Here is a 17,052-nt window from a genome sequence, read left to right as displayed (position 1 = left end):
ATATGATTGATTTATCAGAAACTAATTTAATCTTTATCTTATAATTTTAAACCGGTAAAACTTTAATAATTGCATAAAAGCAACATTTTCTTACCCAATCCAGCCATTAACTGATGAGCGATCATGACTGCTGAATATAATTTTTACCCCACTGAAACCGATCATCCTCTTTCGATGAGAGGGCGCTTTAGCCGTTTAAGCTATATTGGCTGGAATGGCCTTTTAAATTGTATCGCTTTCTTCATACTGGTTATATTCAGTCTGCTCATGGGCAGCTTTAATATGCAAAGCACTCCTCAGAGCTATAATATTACAGGGATGTGGGATCAGCTGGCCAGTATAGGTTTATTAATACTTACCTTGCTTTATGCCTATTTTAACCTGGTCCTGATAGTACGACGTTTGCATGACCGTAATCATAGCGGCTGGTGGGCGCTGCTGCTGTTCTTACCTCTGGTTAATTTCCTGTTCATGATTTACCTGCTTTTTGCCGCGGGTGATGCAGGAATTAACCGTTTTGGGCATTCACGTCGAACCTTGCTCTGGGAAAAAACTGTAGCTTGGCTGTTAATTGCTTTAGTCATTTTAAGCTTCTTTGTCAGCCGTAGTACCTGGATTTACCTGAGTGAAAGTCAGCCTATTGAAATACCACGGGAAGTCTTGCAAAAAGCGACACCGTATTTTTAACTCAGGTACAGCCTATGTATAATTTTGGCAAGTAGCCGATTAAATTCAATATGGTTTTCAGGCAGAATATGGTCTTTGTTTAAGGTGCGGATGAAGCTGTGGCTGAAGAAGCAAAGAAATTGAGTGATGTAACTGAGGGAACTACTCAGTTACTGCACGAAGCAGGTGAAAAAACTGCACAAAAGGTGATTGAACACACCAGCAAATATAATGATGCCTATAGTACCATTGATAAGATCATTGAAGGTTTCTGGGAACGTGTGCCCTACTTCTGTATTGCTCTAGCAGTTTTCCTGATTTTCTGGCTCTTATCAGCCCTGTTTAAATTTTTTATTCGTAAGACCCTGCATAATAAAACCTATACCCGACAGAATTTGGTTCTGGTACTAAACCGGGTAGGAAGTACCTTTATTGTATCTTTTGGTTTGCTGATTGCATTGGTAATCTCAGTGCCCGGCTTTACACCGGGACAACTGATGAGCGCGTTAGGAATCGGCTCGGTCGCAATCGGTTTTGCATTTAAGGATATTTTTCAGAACCTGCTTTCAGGTATCCTGATTTTACTGAGTGAACCTTTCCGGATTGGTGACGATATTATTGTAAATGGACTGGAAGGTACGGTCGAAGATATCCAGATTCGGGCAACTTATTTACGCTCGCCGGATGGTCGCCGTATTCTGATCCCAAATGCGACAGTCTATACCAGCTCAATAACTGTCAACACTGCCTACCCGCGCCGCCGCTGTAACTTTGATGTCGGGATCAGCTATGAAGATGATGCACAAAAAGCCAAAGAACTGATTCTGAATATACTTAATAACCAGCGTACAATTTTAAGCCAGCCGGCTTTTAGTGTGAATGTTTCTGCTTTATCTGACTTTTCTGTCAGGCTCAGCGTGTTCTGGTGGATTGATACAAAAGAAACCAATATTGGTGCTTCAGTCAGTGAAGTTCAGGAACAGGTGATCAAAGCCTTTGATGAGCATGGCATCTCTATTCCTTATCCGGTACAGGAAGTTAAAGTTTACCGCGGCGACAACAGTCTAGTACAGGAAGATAAACCATCAGATGCCACTAAACAGCCGACCTAACACATATGGAATCACGGTTTCAGTACGGATAATACGTTGGCCTAGATGCACGGCCTGACAGCCATTTTGAGTGAGCAATTCTATTTCATAAGGAATAAAGCCACCTTCTGGTCCAATAATTACAGTGCAGGGATGCACTATACTGGACGGCATAGCCTGCTCGCTATAGGGATGTGCCACATAAGCAGGTTGCTGCGCTGAGATTAACCCGGGCAATATATCTTCAACAAAAGGCTTAAAACGCTTATGGATTTCTACAGCCGGTGCAATTGTATCTCCTGCCTGCTCCAGTCCCAGCGTTACATAACTTTCAATCTGTTGTAAAAATGGGGTTTGCCAGTAGCTTTTATCGACCCGGTAGCTGTGCAATAAAATAATCTTTTCAACACCGAGTGTTACACTGTCCATAATCAGGCGGCGTAATACTTTTGGCCGTGGCATAGCCACAATGAGGGTGACAGGAAGTTTATCTGGTAGCTGTTCCTGTTTTAATGGCCGTACCTGTACTGTATTGTCATTCAGAGCAACGATTTCTGTCAGGTAACGCTCTCCATTACGGATACCCACTTTTAAAGTATCACCTGTCTTTATATTCAGATGCTGATGTAAATGCTGGACTTGATGTCTGGAACAGATAGTCCATGGTTCAGTCGCTGCTGCCTGCGGCTCAAGTAAAACAATATTCATTTTTATGCTGACTTATAAATACTGATCAATAGCATGGATGTGCCGATTTACAGAACCCTGATTTTTTTGGAGAACATTATAGGCTTGCTGGCTTAAATGACCTGCGGCCTCCGGGTCATCTATACAGGCGAGCAGCTGGTTTACAGCCTCGTTTGCATCATGTGCAATCAGAATTCCTTGAGCTTCTACGAACTCATCAACAATACTCTGGAAATTAAAGTAACGTATACCGATAACCGTTGGAACATGAAGTGCAATCGGTTCAAGAATATTATGTCCGCCCCCTGGCTCATTTAAAGAACCACCAACGAAACAGGCCTGACTCAAGGCATACCATAACCATAATTCACCCATACTATCGGCCAGATAGACTTGTGTATCTGGCTGAATCGTCTGGTCAAGGCTACGGCGTCGGGTAGGCAGTGCCAGTTTCTGGCAGTGCTCGAATACTTCATTAAAACGTTCCGGATGTCGTGGTACTACAATGCATAAGAGTTCTGGCTGCTTTTGTAAAAAGGGCCGAAGAGCAGTTAACAGCTCTAGTTCTTCAGGCGCATGAGTACTGGCCAGTAGAATAATCTTGCGTGGCTCTAACTGCCAGTCTCTCTTTAATTGGGCAGCCCGTTCAGTAAATTTAGGCGGTGCAGAAATATCAAACTTGATATTTCCTACAACCTGAACAGCTTCAGGTGGCATACCCAATTCGATATAACGCTGTCTGGTTGGCTGATCTTGAGCCAGCATTAAATCCAGGCATTGCACCATGGAACGGCTAAGGCCTTTTACTCTGGCATAACCTTTGGCTGACTTTTCAGATAAGCGTGCATTTAACAATAAGACAGGAATATGCCGAAATCGGGTTATCTGCAACAGGTTCGGCCAGAGTTCTGTTTCAACCAGTGCCAACAGTTTGGGCTGGTATTTGTTCACAAACTCTTCAATTAAGTAACGCTGGTCTACCGGCAGAAATACTGCCTGAAACAGTGTCGGATAACGCTGTGCGAATAAGGATTTGGCACGTGCCTGTCCAGTACGGGTCGTATTGGTCAATAGTACCGGCTGACCTAAACTTAAATAATGTTCAATCAGAGGCTGTGCTGCATTGGTTTCACCGACAGAAACAGCATGGAACCAGAGCGCTTGCATATGTAAAGGAGGCTGAAAAGGCCCAAAGCGTTCCAGCAGCTCATCCTGAAAATCAAGCAAGTGTCCCGAACGTTTATATAAACGCTTCCGATAAAGCGGCTTTATTAACGCCAGTAAGGCGTTGTACCAAAATGGTGTTCCCAAGCAGAACTCTCAGTCAAGAAACAATCGGCAAATATAGCATGACCCAGTCCTCTGGATCATGCCTCTTAAGAATTTTAACCCTGGTGTTTATATAGCCATTGTCGGGTAGTCAGTATAGCCTTCCGGTCCAAAACCATACATGGTAGTGGTATTAAGCTCATTAAGTGGCGCATTGCTCATCAGGCGTTGATATAAGTCCGGATTGGCAATATAAGCCTTGCCAAACGATACGGCGTCTGCCTTACCACTGGCCAGCAGCTCTTTAGCTGTTTCCGCATCTAGGCGCATGTTCGCGATATAGGGTACGCCTGAACGTTCTTTCAGATAGGCACTAATACTGTCTTCTGCAAGATATTCACGGGTAAATATAAAGGCAATCTGACGTTTACCCAGCTCTTCAGCCACATAGCCAAAGGTTTCTTTCGGGTTATCATCGCCCATATCATGTTCATCACCACGTGGTGCCAGATGTACGCCAACACGTCCTGCTCCCCATACCTCAATCAGGACATCGACAACTTCAAGTAAGAAGCGGGCACGATTTTCAACAGAACCACCATATTCATCTTCACGCTGATTCGTACTGCTTTGCAGGAACTGGTCCAGCAGATAGCCATTTGCAGCATGAACTTCTACCCCATCAAAACCGGCAGCTTTGGCATAGATGGCTGCCTGCTTATACTGCGCTACAATGGCTTTAATTTCAGAAATTTCGAGCGGGCGCGGGGTCACATATTCACGTTTTGGTCGTAGCAGACTAACGGTACCTTTCGGTTTGATGGCACTTGATGAAACTGGTGTTTCACCCTTGAGTAAATCTGGATGTGAAATACGGCCTACATGCCACAGTTGTGAAACAATCAGGCTTCCCTCAGCATGCACTGCATCTGTAATCTTTTTCCATGCAGCAACTTGTTTATCATTATATAAACCTGGGCTACGTTCATATCCGTTTGCTTCTTCTGCAATCACAGTTGCTTCCGCAATAATCAGGCCAGCATTCGCACGTTGCGTATAGTATTCCACCATCAGATCAGTGGGTATACGATCTTCAGTAGCACGGGTTCGAGTTAATGGGGCCATAACCAGACGGTTCTTGAGCTGAAGTTCGCCAAACTGTGCGGGAGTAGACAGATCAGTCATATTTCATATCCTTGGGAGATCTTTTCTTCACCTGAAAAAGATTTAGAGAGATTGTTGTAGAGTATCTACAAATTCTTGGATCAGTGCTTCATTGCGCGAAAAATAAGACCATTGACCATATTTGGTTGCCTGGATCAGTCCTGCCTGTTGCAACACTGACAGATGGTTGGACATAGTCGACTGAGAGACATTGGCAATTTTTTCAATCTGCCCTGCACAGACTCCCCGGCTAAAATCATATTCACACTCATTTAGCTTAGGAATAAACTGCTCAGGATCTTTCAGGCACTGTAAAATCTGCCTGCGGATCGGATTTGCCAAAGCTTTATAAATCGCTTCTGTGTCCATCACTTTTTCTCGCACTGATGTAAAACACGTCACCCTTGAAATACAGTATATCGTTTTTTATCGATATTAATATCGAATTTTTACGATATTTGTTATTCAATTTAGAAATAAACGTGATCTGTTGAACGGGGGATTTTATTTTAACACTCTCAGAAGACTTTCCCCATAACCTTCACTGTACTCATTGATGAGTCAATATTAAAACTCTCTATATTCAAAAAGTTTTATAAAAATAGTGTAGCAGTACCGGGTTGCTGCATTAAAATCAAGCTAATTCATTAATATCGATATGCTACAGGAGCAAGTTTTGTCTTTATTCCAGATTAAACATGGCAGCTGGAACGAACTCCAGTCAGCAGCAAAGTTTATTCGTACTGAAGTATTTATTCAGGAGCAAAAGATTGCAGCAGAAGATGAATGGGATCAGGACGATAAATGTGCTGTTCATTTTATTCTGTATGATCAGACACGTGCCATTGCAACTGCACGGTTGCTGCCAAACCACTGGATTGGCCGAGTAGCCGTTCTTAAAGCTGATCGTGGACGTGGTTTAGGTAAAGCTCTAATGCAGGCTATCATTAAATATGCACAGGAGCAGCAGCTTGATCAGCTGTGTCTATCTTCTCAAGTCCATGCAATATCATTTTATCAGGAACTCGGTTTTGTATGTTTTGGGGAAGTATATGAAGATTGTGGTATACCCCATATTAATATGCATTTAACCCTTTCCTCAACTACGCCTTAAATTCTATTCAGAGTACTTATAAAGCTATTGATCAGACCAGAAAAGCAGTTTTATCGATAAACACCTGAGGTTTACTTTAAGCTAAACCGGGTTATACTGCTGTCAGTTTTGAGAATGAATAAAAGTCATAAATTTTATATCATATTGAATATATTAATTTTTTATTTATATATTGAAATATGAATTTTTGACTGTGACCAGATCAGGCCAAAGCTGAATGAGTATAACGTTGTATACAGCCTGCTGTATGGAAGTGCCTGTAACTTCTCGTTTTCTATATAAACACGACAAATGGGTAGACGGAATTGATTGATTTTTTGCTTGGTTTCGAACAGCATTTGCCCGGCTTTATTGAAGCCTATGGTATGTGGGTATATGCGCTCCTGTTTATGATTATTTTTGCTGAAACTGCATTTATTGCCATGTTTTTCCTGCCAGGAGACAGCTTGCTCCTGAGTGTAGGAGCATTATGCGCTTCAGTAGATTTTATGCACCTCGACTTTATGATCATGCTGCTTTTTGCAGCGGCCACTCTAGGTTATATTGTTAATTATCATACCGGTAAATTCTTTGGGCCACAGATTACCAGTGTAAAATCACGTTTTATCAAACCGGAACATTTAGCCCGTACAAATCGCTATTTTGTGCGTCATGGTGGTAAAACTATCCTGATGGCTCGTTTTATTCCTTTTGTACGTTCAGTGGCTCCATTTGCTGCAGGTGCCAATCAGATGAATTATCCGATGTTTCTGCTTTATAACCTGCTAGGCGGCCTGTTCTGGATTGGGCTATTGCTGGGCTTGGGATATTTTGCTGGCAGTACGATTTTTTTAATTAATGAAATTACCTAATTAATTATTTTATTAATAAAATTAAAAAAACAGGAGGCCTGCTCCTGTTTTTATATGAGCTATAATTAAAATTAAAGCCCTTGTTTCAGACTTGCTTCAATAAACTTGTCCAGATCGCCATCAAGTACTGCTCCGGTATTTGAATTTTCAACGCCAGTACGCAAATCTTTGATCCGTGAGTCATCAAGTACGTAAGAGCGAATCTGGCTACCCCAGCCAATATCCGACTTGGAATCTTCCAAAGCTTGTGCAGCTTCATTACGCTTACTCATTTCAAGTTCATAAAGCTTGGCACGTAGCTGTTTCCAGGCATGATCACGGTTGGCATGCTGTGATCGCTGATTCTGACATGCGACCACGATACCTGTTGGTATATGGGTCAAACGTACTGCAGAGTCAGTTTTGTTAATATGCTGTCCACCCGCGCCTGATGCACGGTAAGTATCTGTACGTACATCAGATGGATTGATATCGATTTCGATATTATCATCTACTTCAGGTGAAACAAATACAGCAGAAAATGACGTATGACGACGGTTACCCGAGTCGAATGGCGACTTACGTACTAAACGGTGTACACCAGATTCTGTCCGTAGCCAGCCATATGCATACTCGCCTTCTACCCGGATAGTGGCTGATTTGATTCCCGCGACATCACCATCAGACTCTTCCATCAACTCAGCTTTAAAGCCATGACGTTCAATCCAGCGCATATACATCCGCAGTAACATAGAGGCCCAATCTTGTGCCTCTGTACCGCCCGAACCAGCCTGAATTTCGACATAGCAGGGATTTGGATCCATGGGGTTACTGAACATGCGGCGGAACTCAAGTTTTGCCAATGCTTCTTCCGCAGAGCTCAGTTCAGCCTGTACATCAGCAAGCAGGCTTTCATCATCCGCTTCGACTGCAAGGTCTAGCATTGCCTGTGCATCTTCCAGCTGGGTACTTAAACCTTCCAGCACATTAATAACATTTTCAAGCTCACCTTTTTCCTTAGCCATCGCCTGAGCACGACTCTGGTCATTCCAGATACTCGGATCTTCTAACTCACGTAAAACTTCTTCTAACCGTTCTTTTTTAAGATCGTAGTCAAAGATACCCCCGTAGAGTCTGACTACGTTCACTTAAATCTTTCAACTGGTTTAGATACGGATTAATTTCCACGTGATTTACTCTCAAAAAAACCTTTTAATCCTTAAATTGTAGCATAGAGCATCTGTCTCGTTGAGATCATTTCAAATAACAGTAGCGTGATAAAAAATTTGAAAATTAATTTTGGGCAGGCATCATTTATGAGCTTACTAAAATTAAAAATTTATATTGAAAATGAAATAAATGAGAGTGAATTACAAGTTGTCTGAATGTATGCAACAGATCAACATCATATTTCAAAGCTAACAAAATATGTAAATTCAGCTTGAAAATAAAAAGATAAAAATGAGTAAATTTTGATCACATTTAAATAAGTTGTAATCAAAATTGAATAATCTATAATCAAACACCTATACTATTCACAAAATCTCCATGCTTTTAATAAAACTAAACATTTAAGTTTTAATCTTGTATATCAAATACTTATATCAAAAAAATTACATATTATTACGCGAACAACATTCTCGTTACTTTCCTGTGATTGACCCGAATTTAAAAACACATAAACTGAAGTTGTAACAAAACATTATGTATGCAACTTAGCTAACAAGATTTTAAGAGGGGTGAATAACCATGAAAAAACTAGCAATTGCGTCAGCGCTTTTATCAGCTCTAGCAGTAACGGGCACAGCCAATGCTTATCAAGCCGAAGTAGGTGCATCTGCAAGTTATGTAGACCCCGACAATGGCGATTCAGGTAGTGCTTTTGGTGTAAACGGTACTTATTATTTTAATCCGGTTCAAACACGTAATGCACCGCTTGCAGAAGCTGCTTTCCTTGACCGTGCCAGCAATGTAAGCGCAGCTGTTAACTATGCTGACCGTGGTGATGTAGATACTACTCGTTATGGTATCGGTGCAGAATACTTTGTACCTAACTCAGACTTTTACCTAAGTGGTAATGTTAGCCGTCACGACAGTGAGCGTGATACACCATTTGGTACTATTGATAATGATACAACTTACTATGGTGCAGAAGTAGGTTACTTACCAGCTCCAGGTCTCTTAATTGCAGCCGGTCTAAAAGGTTATGACAATGACAATGACGACGGTGTAGACCCAACACTTCGTGCAAAATATGTTACAACTCTTAGCAATGGCAAAGATATCAACCTTGAAGCGGGTGCAGCATTCGGTGACCTTGATGAATACAATCTGGCAGCAGATTACTTCATTGACAAAACTTTCAGTATCGGTGCCGACTATTACAACAATGATTTAACAGATACTAATGAGTTTGGCGTAAATGCACGTAAATTCATTAACCAGCAAGTAAGTCTGGAAGGCCGTGTTGGCTTCGGTGAAGAAGGTAATAACGACTACAACAGCTTTGGTGTAGCTGCAAAATACCGCTTCTAATCTGAAGTAATATTTAGACTAATAAAAACCCATCTCCGGATGGGTTTTTTATTATATTTTACAAGTCATAAAGCAATATATCTATTACAGTCAGTACCTATCAATTCGATCTACTATACTTAAACTGGTTCAAGCGGCCTATTATAAAATTTTCTGTTTAAGATGGATAATACGTAATTGCAGGCCTGTATTACCATTGAACTCGTTACGTTCCAGTTCATAGACCAGATCGACTTGATCGTTTTCCGGGTCATACTCAAATCTGTCTTTTGCGTTAAAGGCAATTGCATCTACTACTTGACCGTTATTTAATGCCAGACGTAATTTGAGATGAGTCTCTTTAAGCCATCTGAAGTCTACAACCTTAAAAGTTCCTTCAAATACAGGTGACGGAAATTTTTGTCCCCATGGTCCTAACTTTTCAATCAGATCCACTGTGTCAAGAACCAATGCTTCTGCAGGCAGCTCCCCATCTGTCCAAAGTGTAGCAGAGAGCAGCGTTTCATCCATTTCTGCAATTAGCTGAGTAAAGACCTGTTTAAATTCTAAAAAATGCTCTTTACGGATCGTGAGTCCGGCAGCGGCAGCGTGACCGCCAAAATAACGTACCAGATGGGGATACTGTTCAGCGATCTGCTCAATACAATCACGAATATGAATTCCCTCAACCGAACGGGCCGATCCCTTGATATGGATACCGTCTTCATCTGCTGCGAATACAATGCTTGGCCGGTGAAACTGCTCTTTTAAGCGTCCAGCGACAATTCCGATCACGCCCTGATGCCAGTGTTCTTCAAACATAATCAGCGCGGGAGGTATATTCTCTTTTGATAACTGTAGTTGCTCCAGATAGCGCAAGGCTTCCTGCTTCATCTGTGCTTCAATCTGACGGCGTTCAATATTTAGCTGATTAAGTTGCCGGGCCAGAGGATAAGCATTTTCCAGATCAGGGGCTAACAGGCACTCAATTCCGATTTCCATAGTTTCCATACGGCCTGCTGCATTAATACGCGGCCCAAGTACGAAACCTAAATCTTGTGCTTTAAGAGCTGCCGGTTCGCGTCCGGCAATATCAAGTAATGCCAGAATTCCTGGACGGCACTGCTGTTGCTGTATGCGTTTCAAACCGGCATCGACCAGAATACGGTTATTGTAATCAAGGCTCGCAACGTCGGCGTAAGTACCTAAGGCAACCAGGTCCAGATATTGGGTTATATTGCTGACAGATTTATCTGCCCTTTTGCGAAAACTGCACAGATTGGCAAGTACATAAAAGGCAACACCTACTCCAGCCAAGGCTTTACTCGGAAAATTACAGCCCAGTTGGTTCGGATTAACTACTGCCTCAGCGGCTGGCGTTTCTTTGGTAGTCAGATGGTGATCTGTAATAATAACCTGCATACCATGGTCTTGTGCCTGTTTTACCCCTTCATGACTAGAAATACCATTATCTACAGTAATCAAAAGGTCGGGAGTAAAACGGGTAAAAGCCAGATCTGCAATTGCAGGCGTAAGTCCATAACCATATTTAAACCGGTCAGGAACCAGATAGGCTACATCTGCGCCCATATCTCTTAAAGCAAGAATCATCAGAGCAGTGCTGGTTGCACCATCTGCATCGTAATCACCGACAATAACAATTTTTTTCTGCTGGTCAATGGCCTGATTTATAATCTCAACTGCCTGCTCCAGTCCTTTAAGGCAAGGAGAAAGCAGATATTTTAATCTGAGTTCAAGTTCTTGTTCAGAAGCGACTCCACGTCTGGCCAGAATATGGGCAAGAAAGGGTAACACGTGTTGAAAACTTTCTACACGTGTCAGTAAAGGGCGTTGCTTAACTTGAATATTCGGCATCTATGGCATTAATCGTTGTAATTTCCAATGACCATCGATTCTTTCATAACTGAGACGGTCGTGTAAACGGTTAGGCCGTCCCTGCCAGAATTCATAATATTCAGGGTGTAAACGATAGCCTCCCCAGAATACAGGTTTTTCAAGAGGCTGGTTCTCTACTTGCTGTTGTAGAGTCTGAAAGCGCTGCTGTAATTCTTCACGGCTAGAAATTACGCCACTCTGTGGCTGACTGATATGGGCAGCAACCTGACTGTCATGTGGCCGCTTATGATAATACTCCGTTGACTCCTGTTCTGAAATTTTCTCAACCCGCCCATGGACACGGATCTGCCGTTCCAATACAGGCCAGTAAAATAGCAGCTCGGCATAAGGATTAATTGCCAGATCCAAGCCTTTTTGACTGTCATAATTGGTATAGAAGTCATAACCTGTTTCAGTGGCGCCGCGCAGCAACACGGTACGCACATGTGGTCGCCCCTGAGCATTTGCGGTAGCTAAGGACATGGCATAAGGTTCATGCAATCCTGCTTGAAGAGCATAATTAAACCAGCTCAAGAACTGCTCATGTGGCTGGGTATCTACTTCTGCTTCATGCAGCTCACCTTTCTGATAAGTCAGGCGTAACTCACTTAAATCTTTAATCACATCACTCATGCTTTAACCCTCCACAAGTACATCTGCCTGATTTTTTACGGCATTGGCCAGATGTTGAGCCAGTGCTTTTACTTCCTGCTCATTTTCACCCTCTACCATGACACGGATGACCGGCTCAGTACCTGATTTTCTTATTAAAAGCCGTCCTCTTCCTTCAAGCTGTGCTTCAGCTTTTTCAAATTCAGCAACCAGTGCAGGAATCGAATAAGGATCAATCATTTTTTCTAAACGAATATTAATGAGTTCTTGTGGAAAAAGCTCAAAGTCTGCAACCAGTTCATCCAGAGCCTTACCCTGCTCAACCATGACAGTTAATACCTGAAGTGCAGCAATAATAGCGTCTCCTGTTGTACTCTTATCCAAGGTAAGAATATGTCCAGAAGGTTCACCGCCAGTCATCCAGCCATTCTCTTCTAGTGCCTGCAATACATAGCGGTCACCGACTTTGGCCCGAACAAAATCGACACCGGCTTTTTTTAATGCCAGTTCCAGTGACAGGTTACTCATCAGGGTACCAGCAATACCCGCAGGTTTCTGGCTGGTTTGTGTCGCAAGAATATACAGAATATGGTCACCATCAATCAGGTTACCGGCTTTATCTACCATAACGACGCGATCAGCATCGCCATCAAATGCAATACCGAGGTCGGCATGTGACTGTATTACTGCTTTTTGCAAGTTTTCCGGATGAGTTGAACCACATTGCTCGTTAATGTTTAGGCCGTCTGGTTCATTATATAGAGCAATAACTTTTGCCCCTAATTCGCGAAAAACAGCAGGACCTACGTTATAGGCTGCTCCATTGGCACAATCTACTACAATTTTCAGGCCACGGAGATCATGATGGTAAGGAAAGGTGGATTTACAGAATTCAATATAACGGCCAGCTGCATCTTTTACCCGGACACTCTTACCCAGATTAGCCGTATCCTCAATACGAATTTCTTTTTCCAGTTCCGCATTAATTGCTTCTTGAAGCTCGTCTGGCAATTTTTTACCCTGACTGGAAAAGAATTTAATACCATTATCAAAATAAGGATTATGCGAAGCAGAAATGACGATCCCGGCATGGGCATGTAAAGCTCGTGTCAAATGGGCAATTGCGGGAGTTGGTAAAGGCCCAAGTAAATGTACATAAACGCCAGCAGCGTTAAGACCAGCCTGTAAGGCTGACTCTAAAATATACCCGGACAAACGGGTATCTTTACCTAGTACAACTAATGTTTTATCAGAAGGATTGATTCTTTTGAGTACCTTACCTGCAGCGAAACCAAGTTTTAAGGCAAATTCAGGGGTGATTGGGAGTTCACCGAATTTACCACGGATACCATCGGTTCCAAAATAGCTCATATTTTACTCACTTCTTATAGTTTATGGTTATTTAACCAAGCTGTTGCAAATTGGATTTACTTTACACCAAAACAAAAAAGCCGTCATAAAACTGACGGCTTTTTCTATAAGGATCAGGTCAAAAATAGCCCAATCATGATTTAACCCACACGGTAGTTAGGTGCTTCTTTAGTAATCGTGACATCATGTACATGAGACTCAGACATACCTGCTGCCGTAATTTTTACAAATTTAGCATTTTGGCGAAGATCATCAATTGTCACAGATCCGGTATAACCCATAGATGAACGTAAACCACCCATCATCTGGTGCACAATATTACCCATCGGGCCTTTATATGGTACACGGCCTTCAATACCTTCTGGAACCAATTTCTCGGCACCCGCTTTAGAGTCCTGGAAGTAGCGGTCTGCAGACCCGGTCGCTCCAGCCATTGCTCCTAATGAACCCATGCCACGATAGGCCTTATAATAACGTCCCTGAAAGAATTCAACCTCACCTGGTGCTTCTTCAGTTCCTGCTAGCAATGAACCGACCATAATCGTACTGGCACCTGCACCAATTGCTTTGGCCATGTCACCCGAGAAACGGATACCGCCATCTGCAATCAGTGGAATCTGTTCTTTAAGTGCACTGGCCACACTGTCAATTGCAGAGATCTGCGGCATACCAATACCGGCAACAATACGGGTGGTACAGATTGAACCTGGTCCAATACCTACCTTAACTGCATCTGCACCGGCATCAAGTAACGCCAGCGCAGCATCACCTGTGGCAATATTTCCACCAATGACTTGGACCTGCGGATAGTTATTCTTGACCCAACGGACACGTTCAATTACACCGGCTGAGTGACCATGGGCAGTATCGACCACAATGACATCTACACCTGCCTCAACCAAGGCTTCAACACGGCTTGGTGTTTCGGCACCAGTTCCTACTGCTGCACCAACACGCAATCGGCCAAGGTCATCTTTACAGCTATTTGGATAAAGCTCAGCTTTACGGAAATCCGTTACCGTAATCAGTCCTTTAAGTGCATGTTGCTCGTCCACGACCAGTACTTTTTCAATACGGTGCTGTTGCAGTAAGGCCTGAATATTTTCTTTAGACTCGCCTTCCCGCACAGTCACCAAGCGCTCTTGTGGCGTCATAATATTACTGACAGGCTGTTCAAGATTAGTTTCAAAACGGGTATCACGGCCAGTAACAATGCCGACCACCTGGCCATCTTTAACCACAGGTACACCACTGATATTATTGGCTTGCGTAATCGCAATCAGTTCACGTACAGTGGTTTCAGGGGTAACTGTAATCGGGTCTTTAACCATACCGGCTTCAAATTTTTTGACACGGCGGACTTCTGCAGCCTGAAGTGCAATATCCATATTCTTATGCAGAATACCGATACCACCGTTCTGAGCCATGGCAATTGCCATACATGACTCGGTTACAGTATCCATAGCTGCTGAAACAAGAGGAATATTAAGTTGAATACCGCGGGTCAAACGTGTCTTTAAGGAGACATCTTTTGGGAGAACAGTAGAGTAGGCAGGGAGTAACAAGACATCATCGAAGGTTAACGCTTCTTGAACGATGGTCAGCATAACAGTCTCACTGGTAATTTCCGTGAGCTATTATAAACAAATTTCTCCTCAAATTTCATTTTTCTCCCAGAGAATTTTTATTTCAGCGATTTCAGACCAGAGAAATTAGTATCTTCGCAGAAGCATTTTTGCCCATAATTTTATCTACCTACTCGTTTTATTTTTATTTATGCTTAGCTAACCTGATCGTAGCTTTCATCATTGATTACCTGAGGTTCAATATTAATCAGCGGAATCATCCCATGCGCGCTTCGCGCTTTATTACACTGACTGTCACCAGCCTGAACTTCCTGGCAGCTTGAACTTCGCATACTGTAAATACTACAGCTAACCTGTTCTCCTGGCGTTCCTTCTAGTGCCTGACAACGTGGCTGGGTCTGGTTAGTCCCTTTCATGCATGAGTAAACTGGTGTAATTGGCTCTACCAGATGTTCAGGAATCTGTTCGCCTTCTGCCCAATAAAATGATACCCGGTAATAGGCACAGCAGGCACCACAGCTTAAACAGGCATTTTCATAAGTTACTTGAGACAACATTTTCTTATATTCTCGTTAGTCTAGATATTGGCTATTTCCAATAGCAGAATCTTAGAAAATGTTGTTTTTCTACTCAAGTATTTTTTAATATTTTAAACCGGGCAGTGAAAAATACGCTCATCCATCAGATCAACGCCACACTGGAGTGTCTCAATCCAGTCCAGAAACTGTTTCACTTTTTCCTTGCCAATAAATGCACTGCCATGCTGTGGCACAATCATTTCAATATCCATTTTACGAACCATATTCACCCATAAACGGATAACCTTATTCGCACACATATAGCGCTGGTGAAAAGCTTTCATTTTAGGAATATGAGCTTCAAAATCTTCAAGTGGCTGACTGGCATTCTCTACCATAGAAGCACCCATATCACCTGAAAATAAAATTTTAGAAACCGGATCATAGAACTGGAAATTACCTACTGAATGTAAAAAGTGAGCCGGAATAGCCAGTATCGCAGCATGTCCCAGCGCAATACTCTGCCCCTGATCTGGGAGCTCAACCAGACGGTCCAGCCAGTTACCTTTCATGCGGTCACTCATGAAGGCTGAGTTCAGATGGGGTAAGAAGCGTGCCCAGAGTTTTGATGCAACCACCTTGGCATCGGTATAAACCAGCCAGCGTGGCATGGAAGTAATAATATCCGGATCTTGGTGTGAGGCCATTACATAATCAAGATTGGCCAGCCGGGTGTAACGGTTTAACTCCATGGTCAGGGGAATATATGTTAAGTCACCACCAGGGTCGAGAACCGCCGCCCGCTCATGATCAATAATCAGAAACTGATTGGCCTGTACACCTTCACCTTTAACCAGACTGGTAAAACTGATGCATTTATGTGTGCCGTTATCAAACAGCACCTGTGATGTGGTGCGATCTAAACTCATCCCCTACCCCAAATTGACTTAACAAGTTAAATTTTTAATTCCTTATTAAAATAATGGGATTCATTAAAACTTACAATAAAATAAAAAATTTAGTTTGTACTGCTCAGGCAGTTTTTTAAGTAGGCTCAAAATATAAAATACAGCCCGACCGGTATCTGCCGGGCTGTCATAAAGTTGGCTTAGAAAAAGTAATGCTGCACAATAGTAAAGATACCAATCGCCAAGAAGATAAAGGCACTAATCTTGTGAATTAGAGCTATGGGCAGCTTGTGTGCCAGCTTATCGCCAATAAACACTGCAGGTACATTAGCCAGAAGCATACCTAGCGTGGTGCCGGCTGTTACCCAGAAAATACTGTCAAAACGAGCTGCCAAGGCGACTGTAGCGATCTGGGTTTTATCACCAATTTCTGCCAAGAAGAATAATACAAATGTGGCACCAAATACTCCGTAGCGCTGCCATTTATTAATATTTTCAGTTTCATCATCCAGCTCGTCAGGAATCAGCATCCAGATTGCCATGCCAATAAAACCTGCTGCCAGAATCCACATCATTACAGTCGGGTCAACCATACGGGTAATAAATTGCCCTAATACTGCGGAAAGCCCGTGATTAATCAGCGTAGCAGCGAGAATGGCCAAAATAATAGGTAAAGGCTTACGGAAACGCGCAGCCAACAAAAGGGCCAAAAGCTGAGTTTTATCGCCCATTTCAGCCAAAGCAACAATCGCTGTTGATACAGAAAAAGCCGCCATACTACTTGGCATATTAGAGATTAAGGAGGTGAAAAAATCTGGCATGATTA

General features: G+C 42.6%; 17 protein-coding genes. 5 read left to right on the top strand and 12 right to left on the bottom strand.

Annotation, left to right across the window (positions count from 1 at the left end; genetic code table 11):
• Nucleotides 1-123: 123 nt before the first annotated feature.
• Both B3R63_RS12695 and B3R63_RS12690 read left to right on the top strand, forming a co-directional pair.
• Nucleotides 124-687, top strand: coding sequence for a DUF805 domain-containing protein (locus tag B3R63_RS12695; RefSeq protein ID WP_286731645.1), 564 nt, complete (start codon nt 124-126; stop codon nt 685-687).
• A 98-nt stretch (nt 688-785) separates the two neighbouring features.
• The gene (locus B3R63_RS12690; RefSeq protein WP_005017875.1) at nt 786-1,778 is read left to right on the top strand and encodes a mechanosensitive ion channel family protein; all 993 of its coding nucleotides are present in this window, start codon (nt 786-788) and stop codon (nt 1,776-1,778) included.
• Here the strand turns inward: B3R63_RS12690 and B3R63_RS12685 are convergent.
• From B3R63_RS12685 to B3R63_RS12670, 4 genes are all read right to left on the bottom strand, one after another.
• Entirely contained in the window at nt 1,752-2,465 is a 714-nt protein-coding gene (locus tag B3R63_RS12685; protein WP_286731642.1) for a 16S rRNA (uracil(1498)-N(3))-methyltransferase, read from the bottom strand. The two genes, B3R63_RS12690 and B3R63_RS12685, sit on opposite strands and share 27 nt — an antisense overlap.
• A gap of 12 nt (nt 2,466-2,477) precedes the next feature.
• Nucleotides 2,478-3,755: a 3-deoxy-D-manno-octulosonic acid transferase gene (locus B3R63_RS12680; RefSeq protein ID WP_286731641.1), complete on the bottom strand. Its 1,278-nt coding sequence runs from the start codon at nt 3,753-3,755 to the stop codon at nt 2,478-2,480.
• An 87-nt stretch (nt 3,756-3,842) separates the two neighbouring features.
• Nucleotides 3,843-4,898 (bottom strand): alkene reductase, encoded by a 1,056-nt coding sequence (locus tag B3R63_RS12675; RefSeq protein ID WP_286731638.1) that lies wholly within the window; start codon nt 4,896-4,898, stop codon nt 3,843-3,845.
• A gap of 42 nt (nt 4,899-4,940) precedes the next feature.
• Nucleotides 4,941-5,246, bottom strand: a complete 306-nt coding sequence (locus B3R63_RS12670; protein ID WP_005017861.1) for an ArsR/SmtB family transcription factor — start codon at nt 5,244-5,246, stop codon at nt 4,941-4,943.
• Between the two features lie 289 nt (nt 5,247-5,535).
• On the opposite strand from B3R63_RS12670, the gene B3R63_RS12665 reads away from it, so the two are divergent.
• Nucleotides 5,536-5,991, top strand: a complete 456-nt coding sequence (locus B3R63_RS12665; RefSeq protein WP_414630841.1) for a GNAT family N-acetyltransferase — start codon at nt 5,536-5,538, stop codon at nt 5,989-5,991.
• A 305-nt stretch (nt 5,992-6,296) separates the two neighbouring features.
• Nucleotides 6,297-6,842: a VTT domain-containing protein gene (locus B3R63_RS12660; protein WP_005404655.1), complete on the top strand. Its 546-nt coding sequence runs from the start codon at nt 6,297-6,299 to the stop codon at nt 6,840-6,842.
• Between the two features lie 71 nt (nt 6,843-6,913).
• Here B3R63_RS12660 and prfB read toward each other — a convergent pair.
• A protein-coding gene (prfB, locus tag B3R63_RS12655) for a peptide chain release factor 2 (RefSeq protein WP_284908609.1) occupies nt 6,914-8,009 on the bottom strand; the annotation gives its coding sequence in 2 pieces (ribosomal slippage) (nt 6,914-7,936 and nt 7,938-8,009; 1,095 coding nt in all).
• Between the two features lie 561 nt (nt 8,010-8,570).
• Between prfB and B3R63_RS12650 the strand changes: the two genes are divergently transcribed.
• Nucleotides 8,571-9,356 carry a putative porin gene (locus tag B3R63_RS12650; protein ID WP_119879696.1) on the top strand — a complete coding sequence of 262 codons (786 nt, stop codon included), beginning with the start codon at nt 8,571-8,573 and terminating at the stop codon, nt 9,354-9,356.
• A 141-nt stretch (nt 9,357-9,497) separates the two neighbouring features.
• Here B3R63_RS12650 and recJ read toward each other — a convergent pair whose 3' ends face one another.
• From recJ to B3R63_RS12615, 7 genes are all read right to left on the bottom strand, one after another.
• Complete coding sequence (gene recJ, locus B3R63_RS12645; RefSeq protein ID WP_286731629.1) at nt 9,498-11,210, bottom strand: single-stranded-DNA-specific exonuclease RecJ; 1,713 nt, start codon at nt 11,208-11,210, stop codon at nt 9,498-9,500.
• Nucleotides 11,211-11,864 (bottom strand): pyridoxamine 5'-phosphate oxidase, encoded by a 654-nt coding sequence (gene pdxH / locus B3R63_RS12640; protein WP_286731587.1) that lies wholly within the window; start codon nt 11,862-11,864, stop codon nt 11,211-11,213.
• Between the two features lie 3 nt (nt 11,865-11,867).
• Complete coding sequence (gene glmM, locus B3R63_RS12635; protein WP_005024058.1) at nt 11,868-13,214, bottom strand: phosphoglucosamine mutase; 1,347 nt, start codon at nt 13,212-13,214, stop codon at nt 11,868-11,870.
• Nucleotides 13,215-13,354: 140 nt separating this feature from the next.
• Nucleotides 13,355-14,821, bottom strand: a complete 1,467-nt coding sequence (guaB, locus tag B3R63_RS12630; RefSeq protein ID WP_286731583.1) for an IMP dehydrogenase — start codon at nt 14,819-14,821, stop codon at nt 13,355-13,357.
• 173 nt (nt 14,822-14,994) lie between these two features.
• Nucleotides 14,995-15,357: a YkgJ family cysteine cluster protein gene (locus B3R63_RS12625; protein WP_111282584.1), complete on the bottom strand. Its 363-nt coding sequence runs from the start codon at nt 15,355-15,357 to the stop codon at nt 14,995-14,997.
• Nucleotides 15,358-15,449: 92 nt separating this feature from the next.
• The gene (locus tag B3R63_RS12620) at nt 15,450-16,247 is read right to left on the bottom strand and encodes an MBL fold metallo-hydrolase (protein ID WP_005017851.1); all 798 of its coding nucleotides are present in this window, start codon (nt 16,245-16,247) and stop codon (nt 15,450-15,452) included.
• A 179-nt stretch (nt 16,248-16,426) separates the two neighbouring features.
• Nucleotides 16,427-17,002, bottom strand: a complete 576-nt coding sequence (locus B3R63_RS12615) for a TMEM165/GDT1 family protein (protein ID WP_005405191.1) — start codon at nt 17,000-17,002, stop codon at nt 16,427-16,429.
• Between the last annotated feature and the right edge of the window lie 50 nt (nt 17,003-17,052).

It is taken from the genome of Acinetobacter sp. UBA1297 (assembly GCF_002307755.1).
Taxonomy (GTDB): Bacteria; Pseudomonadota; Gammaproteobacteria; order Pseudomonadales; family Moraxellaceae; genus Acinetobacter; species Acinetobacter radioresistens.
The sequence above is the reverse complement of the archived record's forward strand: the minus strand, read 5'-3'. Positions and strand labels throughout refer to the sequence as shown.